Source organism: Variovorax sp. P4_D9 (assembly GCF_056401695.1).
The window spans coordinates 1-6,126 of the sequence record NZ_JBFUIU010000551.1; the positions used below are offsets into that span (position 1 = coordinate 1).

General features: G+C 69.3%; 7 protein-coding genes. All 7 read right to left on the minus strand.

Features of this window, described 5'->3' with window-relative positions; genetic code table 11:
- Positions 1 to 464, minus strand: a 464-nt coding sequence (locus AC1DY5_RS38415) for an ATP-binding cassette domain-containing protein (RefSeq protein WP_478119703.1), incomplete at its 3' end; no start/stop codon positions are given.
- The gene (locus AC1DY5_RS38420; protein WP_478119704.1) at positions 461 to 1,465 is read right to left on the minus strand and encodes a branched-chain amino acid ABC transporter permease; all 1,005 of its coding nucleotides are present in this window, start codon (positions 1,463 to 1,465) and stop codon (positions 461 to 463) included. The genes AC1DY5_RS38415 and AC1DY5_RS38420, both read right to left, overlap by 4 nt.
- A complete protein-coding gene (locus AC1DY5_RS38425; RefSeq protein ID WP_478119705.1) occupies positions 1,458 to 2,336 on the minus strand; it encodes a branched-chain amino acid ABC transporter permease in 879 nt (292 codons plus the stop codon). Before AC1DY5_RS38425 ends, AC1DY5_RS38420 begins: the two co-directional genes overlap by 8 nt.
- A gap of 4 nt (positions 2,337 to 2,340) precedes the next feature.
- On the minus strand, positions 2,341 to 3,264 hold the full coding sequence (locus tag AC1DY5_RS38430) for an NAD(P)-dependent oxidoreductase (RefSeq protein WP_478119706.1): 924 nt from the start codon (positions 3,262 to 3,264) through the stop codon (positions 2,341 to 2,343).
- A 15-nt stretch (positions 3,265 to 3,279) separates the two neighbouring features.
- Positions 3,280 to 4,026, minus strand: a complete 747-nt coding sequence (locus AC1DY5_RS38435; protein WP_478119707.1) for an SDR family NAD(P)-dependent oxidoreductase — start codon at positions 4,024 to 4,026, stop codon at positions 3,280 to 3,282.
- Positions 4,027 to 4,078: 52 nt separating this feature from the next.
- Positions 4,079 to 4,921 carry an HTD2 family dehydratase gene (locus AC1DY5_RS38440; protein WP_478119708.1) on the minus strand — a complete coding sequence of 281 codons (843 nt, stop codon included), beginning with the start codon at positions 4,919 to 4,921 and terminating at the stop codon, positions 4,079 to 4,081.
- 9 nt (positions 4,922 to 4,930) lie between these two features.
- Positions 4,931 to 6,126, minus strand: a 1,196-nt coding sequence (locus tag AC1DY5_RS38445; RefSeq protein ID WP_478119709.1) for an ABC transporter substrate-binding protein, incomplete at its 5' end; no start/stop codon positions are given.

Consider the following 6,126-nt stretch of genomic DNA (forward strand, 5'->3'; position numbering starts at 1 on the left):
TCGGCCACCTGCGCGATGCCGAGCCGGGCCAGCGCTGCCAGCGCGAGTTTGCGATGCAGCGCACGCTCGCGGCGGCCGCGCGGCAGCGGCAGGAAGGCATCGAGCCAGCCCGCGGCCGATTGGCGATCCAGCCCGATCGTCACGTTCTCGACGATGCTGAGTTCCGGGCACAGCGCCACGTGCTGGAAGCTGCGCGAGAAGCCGAGCGCGGCGCGGCCGGTCGGCGCGATGCCCTCGAGGGCGATGTCGCCCAGGCGCATGCGGCCCTGCTGCGGCGCGTACAGCCCGGTCAGGCAGTTGAAGAAGCTGGTCTTGCCGGCGCCGTTGGGGCCGATCAGCCCAGTGATCTCGCCCGGCTGCATCCGCAGCGCGATGCCCTGCAGCACCTGGATGCCACCGAAGGACAGTGCGAGGTCGTCCACGACCAGCGGAAGCGTGGAATCCATGGCGGCYGCGACCCTCATGAGTGGCCTCCCTCGAGCCGTGCCCGCACGGACGCCGGCAGCGCGTTGACGCCGAGCACCACCGCCAGCAGCGCGCCGCCGTAGAGGATAGGCACCCAGTCGCCGGCACCGGCGAGCAGCAGGGGGACCAGCGTCAGGAAGATGCCGCCCACCAGGCTGCCCGCGAAGGACATCGCGTGCAGGCACACCACGGAGCCGACCAGCAGGAAGATCGATGTCCACAGCGTGAAGCTGTTGGGCGAGACGGTGGAGGAGCTGAAGGACAGCAGCGCGCCGCCGATGGCGGCGATCGCGGCGCTCAGCGCCATGCACGACAGCCGGGCCCAGCTGCGGCGCACGCCGAAGGATTCGGCCGCATGCGCCGAGGTGCGGATCAGCAGCAGCGCCATCGCCTGCCGCGAGCGCCGGAAGTGGCGCAGCAGCAGGGCCGCGGCAACCAGTCCGATCAGCGGCAGGTAGTAGCGCTGCAGGTTCTTGGGAACGCCAGGCAGCGCGTCGAGCTTCACGTACAGCCCCTCGTAGCCGCCGGACACGCTGGAGAAATGCAGCAGCAGTTCCGGCATCGCCAGCGCCAACGCCATCGTCGTCACCGCGAGGTAGATGCCGGACATGTTGCGCGACGGAAAGGCGAACACCACGCCGAGCACCGCGCCGAGGACCGCTGCCAGCRGCAGGCTGGCGAGCAGCGAAAGGCCCAGGTACTTCTCGACCAGGGCGACCGTGTAGGCGCCGGCCGCGACAAACACGCCATGCCCGATCGAGACCTCGCCGCCATAGCGCACCAGGAAGCTCACCGAGATGATCGCGATCGCGTTTGCGAAACAGACGCCGAGGGTGAAGGTCCAGTAGCCGCCGGAGACCAGCGGCAGMAGCAGCAGCACCAGCAGGCCGAGCGAGCTGCCGGTCTTGCGGGCCCAGCCGCTGCCGGCGGGCCGGGCCTCGGGGCCGGACGGCGCCGCGGCGGCGGAGGCGAGAGTCGGACGGATCGGCAGGCTAGACACGGGCACCCCCTCGAAGGGCGAGCACGCCCTTGGGAAACACATTGAGCACGAGCAGGATCGTCACCAGCAGATAGCTGTTGTTGAACTCCGCCGAGACGTAGAACGACAGCAGGTTCATCAAGACGCCGATGAAGATGCCGCCCACCACCGCGCCCGCCAAGCTGCTGAAGCCGCCGACCACGGCGGCCGCGAAGGACTGCAGCATGAAGGAGGCGACGCTGGTGGACGACAGGAAGGTGGTCGGCACGATCAGCAGCGACGCGACCAGCCCCAGCAGGCCGGCCACCACCCACGAGAACACATGCACCCCGCGCAGGTTCAGCCCGCAGACCCGGCTGGCGAAGGGATTCGCCGACACGGCGCGAAAGGCGATGCCGATGCGGGTGCGCTCGATCAGCAGGTAGAGCAGCCCGATCACCATGGCCGTCACGACCAGCACCGCCAGGTCGTAGGAAGACACCTGGAGCAGCCCCAGGTGCAGGCGCCAGCGAGGCAGTGGCAGCTCCATCGACACCACGTTGGAGCCGAACATCAACTGCGTCAGGCCCTGCACGACCAGGCCCACGCCGAGCGTCGCGATGGTGCTGATCAGGTCGGACTTGAACACCAGCGGCGCGATCAGCAGGTAGCTCAGCGCCATCACCGCGACCATGATCGCCAGCGTCAGCAGCACGCCCACGAGCCACGGCATGTCGGCGAAGGTCCCGGCCGTGAAACCGAACACCAGGAAGGCGGCGAACCCGGCGAGGTTGCCGTGGGCGAAATTCACGACGTTCGAGCTCTTGTAGATGAGCACGATGCCGATCGCGCCCATCGCGTACAAGGAGCCGCTGATGATGCCCGCCCAGACCAGGCCGATGAAGTCGGACATGGGATCAGGCGTTGTCGGCGGCCGCGGCGGGCGCCGGACCGAGATTGCGGTCGATCAGCTCGATCACCGCCGGGAAATAGCGCCCGCTCCAGCCCTGGCTCGCGGTCGCCGCGTAGTAGCGCTGCGCCAGCTCGGTGACATGCGCCGAGGTGCCCACCTGCTTCGCCAGCTCGAGCATGTAGCCGATGTCCTTGAGCGCGTATTCGGGCGGGAAGGCCTTATCGGGGAACTGGCGCAGCAGCATCGCCTTGCGGCCGTGGTTGCGCAGCACGAAGCTGTCCCCGGACCCCTTGGAGACCGCGTCGAGCAGCACGCCCGGCTGCACCCCGGCGCGCTCGCCGATCACCATCATCTCGGCCAGCGCCATCGTGTGCTCGAAGACCAACGCGTTGTTGATCAGCTTCACAACCTGGCCGCAGCCCAGTTCGCCGCAGCGCGTCACGTCCGAGCCGATGTAGCGCAGCAGCGGCTCGATGCGTGCGAACAACGATTCGCTCGCGCCGACCATGATGCTCAGCTCGCCGCGCTGCGCGGCTTCGCGGGTGCGCGCCACCGGCGCGTCGGCAAACTCGACATCGCGCTTGCCGAGCGCGGCACCGACGCTGCGCGCGCTCTCGACCGTGGTGGTGCTCAGGTCGACGATGACCGAGGGGCGACGGCCGCCGGCGCTCAGGCCCTGCGGCCCGAGGCAGACCTGCTCGACCTGCGGGCCGCCGGGCAGCGAGAGGAAGACCACGTCGGCCTGCGCCGCCAACTCGGCCGGCGTGCCCACGCGGCGGGCCCGGGTGCCTTCCAGCGCCTCGAAGGCGCTTGGGTTCATGTCGAAGGCGACGACCTCGCCCGCGTGCTTGAGCGCCATGTTGCGACACATCGGTCCGCCCATCACGCCGAGACCGATGAAGCCGATCACTGCTGCTGCGTCTGTCATCTGGTGCGTCCTTCGTCAGTCCATCCACATGCCGCCGCTGATGTCCAGCGACGTGCCCGTGATCCAGTTGGAGGCCGGCGAGCACAGGAACAGCGCCGCCTGCGCGATGTCCTCGGCGTTGCCGTAGCGGCCGAGCGGCACGGTGGCGTTGGCCGACGGCGCCACGCTGCCGCCCGTGACGTTGGCCCACATCGCGGTCTCCACCGGGCCGGGGGCCAGCACGTTGGCATAGACGCCGTGCGGCGCGCCGGCCTTCGCGACCCAGCGCATCATTCCGTGCACCGCGGCCTTCGAGGCCACGTAGGCCGGGCCCGACGCGACGCCGCCGTTCTTGGCGGCGATCGACCCGGCCGCGAGGATCTTGCCGAAGCCGCGCTCGCACATCAGCGGGAACAGCTTGCGCGTCGGGTTGACTACGCCGCGCAGGTTCACCGACATGATCGCGTCCCATTCTTCATCGGTGCTGTCAGCCAGCGGCGTGCGCGCGATGATGCCGGCGCACAGCACCAAGATGTCCACCTTGCCATGCTCGGCGATCACCTCGTCGACCACCCGGTCGGTCTCGGTGCGCGACACGACGTCGTAGCGGCGGTACGCGATGCCGGGGCCGATGTCCTCGTGCTCCGCCCGGTCGGTGGCGACCACGCGAGCGCCTGCCGCGTTGAAGGCCTGCGCGATGGCGCGGCCCATGCCGCCTGCGCCGCCGGTGATCAGCGCGACCTGGCCTTCGAGGCTCGCCGGTCCGCTCAAGTGCTGTGCCATGTCTCTTGTCTCCTGTTTCAATGATGTGAATGTCTGGGTGCGTGCGCTGGCTTCAGTCGAAGGCCGCGCTGGCCGACATCGCCAGTTCGCCGTCGGGGCCGCGCGCCCAAAGCGCCAGGCTGCCGTCGGCCAGGGCCTGCCCTTCGAGGCGGAAGGCACGGTCGACGAACAGCGGACTGACGCCACGGAAGTCGAACTGCGCCAGCCGCCTGCAGCCGCCGTGTTCGACCGCCAGCTGCTGCAGCAGAGTCGCGGTCAGCGGGCCGTGCACCACCAAGCCGGGGTAGCCTTCCTCGTCGCGCGCATAGCCGGCGTCGTAGTGGATGCGGTGGCCGTTGAAGGTCAGCGCCGAATAGCGGAACAGCATGGTCGTGTCTGGCTGGAACGCCCGGCCCCATTGGGCCTCGCCGTCGTGGCGCTGAGGCGCCGGCGCGGGCGCGGCGCCCGGCGGCGTCGCCTCGCGATAGACGATGTCCTGTTCCTCGACGATGCACGGACGGCCTTGGCAGGCGATGGTGTGCGCCACCGTCACGAACCAGAGCGAGCCGCGCTTGCCGACCTTGTTCTCCACCTTCAGGATGCGGCTGCGCCGGCTCGCCTCGGCATCGACCGGCAGGTCGGCCAGGTAGCGCACCCGGCTGCCGGCCCACATCCGGCGAGGAAGATCGATCGGCGGCAGGAAACCGCCGCGCTTCGGATGGCCGTCGAGCCCGAGTTCGCTGCGCCGCGCCGCGGGATTGAAGAACAGCCATTGCCATCCCGGTGGCAGCGGGTCGCCGGCGGCAGGTGCGGTGTCGAGGTCCAGCGTTGCGGCCATGGCCTGCACCGCGGGCGCGAGGATGCGCTGGGTGCGCTCTTCCTCGCGGCCGATCCAGTCGTCGTATGCAGTGGTCAACTCGGCTCCTCAGGACAGTTTGGCGTCGAACACTTCGGCCGGGAAAGGCCGGAACTCGCGCAGCAGCTTGAAGCTGCCGTCGGGCATCGCCTGGATGATCCCCTCCTGGCGCACGCCACGATGGTCGCCGGGCCGGAAGGTCACGTTGCGCGCACCGCCGATGGTCTGGTTGCTCATCGTCTCCATCACGTCCACGAGGTTCTCCCGCGTCAGGGGCTTGCCGCTCGCCAGCAGGGCCTGGAAGCCCTTGACGAACAGCGCGCCGTTGCTCCAGCCGTTGAGGCCGAAGACGCCAATCGGGTCGTTCGGGTAGTACTTGGCGACGTTGTCGCGGTAGGCCTTGACCTCGGGCTCGTCGGAAGTGACGGGCAGCAGCCACGAGGAGAAGTAGGCGCCGTCGAGCAGCGGGCCGGCCAGCTTGCGGGTGGTCGGGTCGGCCGTGAAGAAGGGGCCCATCCACTTGGCCTCGTAGCTGATGCGCTCGGCGGCCTTGAGCGCAGCCGCCAGGTTGGCGTTGGAGCCGAACAGGATCACCACCTCGGCCTTCGCGTTGGCGAGCCGGCGCACATGGGGCGTGAAGTCGGTGCTGCGCACCTCGAACGGGATCGACTCGGCCGGCTGCTTCTTGCGCGCTTCCATGTACAGGTCGAAGCCGCGCTTGGCCGAGCGGCCCAGTTCGTCGTTCTCCCACAGCAGCGCGACGCGACTGGCGTTGAGGCCGCTCCAGGCGTAGTCGAGATTCGACGCCGCCGACCAGCCGTAGTCGGGCAGCAACGGGAAGACCAGCCGCTCGGAAAACAGCGCGCTGGCGCCGCCGATCGGGCCGATCATCGGCAGGCCCACTTCCTTGGCGTAGGGAATGACGGCGACCGACTGGGCGGTGCCGGTCGCGGCGGTCAGCGCGAAGATCTTGTTCTCCTCGACCAGGCGGCGCGTCACCGCGACGCTGCGCGCCGGCTCGTAGCCGTCGTCGTAGGTGACGAAGTTGATCTTCCAGCCATTCAGCGCATTGGTGTCGTTGGCCCACTTGAAACAAGAGTCCGCCGCATGCGTGAGGATCGTATAGAAAGGCACCGGGCCCGTGATCGGGGTGAACGCCCCCACGGTGACGGTCTTGCTCGCCATGTCGATGCCGGGCGACACCTGCTGCGCCTGCGCCCAGCCCGGCAAGGCGACCGTGGTGGCGGCGGCGGCGGCGCCGCCGC

What these genes read in the sequence shown, in the direction of transcription:
- AC1DY5_RS38425 (WP_478119705.1), bottom strand. Translation starts at nt 2,336, where the DNA reads ATGTCCGACTTCATCGGCCTGGTCTGGGCGGGCATCATCAGCGGCTCC.
- AC1DY5_RS38430 (WP_478119706.1), bottom strand. Translation starts at nt 3,264, where the DNA reads ATGACAGACGCAGCAGCAGTGATCGGCTTCATCGGTCTCGGCGTGATG.
- AC1DY5_RS38435 (WP_478119707.1), bottom strand. Translation starts at nt 4,026, where the DNA reads ATGGCACAGCACTTGAGCGGACCGGCGAGCCTCGAAGGCCAGGTCGCG.